A 236-nucleotide genomic window follows, 5' to 3' on the forward strand; every position below is an offset into this window, starting at 1 on the left:
CCGCGTATAAGAGACAGCGGTAACCCAGGCGCTACAGGTGCGACGGGTATAGGAGTTACCGGACCTACGGGACCTTCTGGTGGACCTACTGGACCTACTGGACCTTCTGGACCCAAAGGTGTTCAAGGTAACACGGGGGCAACTGGTGCTACAGGCCCTCAAGGACGACAATGTAACAAAGGAGATACAGGAACACAACGAGCTAAAGCAAAAAAAGGAATAACAGGAACAACAGG

At 52.5% G+C, this 236-nt stretch carries 1 pseudogene; it reads left to right on the forward strand.

The annotated features are described in order from the left end of the window. Positions 1-236 (forward strand): annotated as a pseudogene (locus JDS92_RS31670) (Gly-Xaa-Xaa repeat protein); the annotation flags it as partial.

This window comes from Bacillus cereus group sp. N12 (assembly GCF_016483575.1).
In the GTDB taxonomy this organism is placed as follows: Bacteria; Bacillota; Bacilli; order Bacillales; family Bacillaceae_G; genus Bacillus_A; species Bacillus_A toyonensis.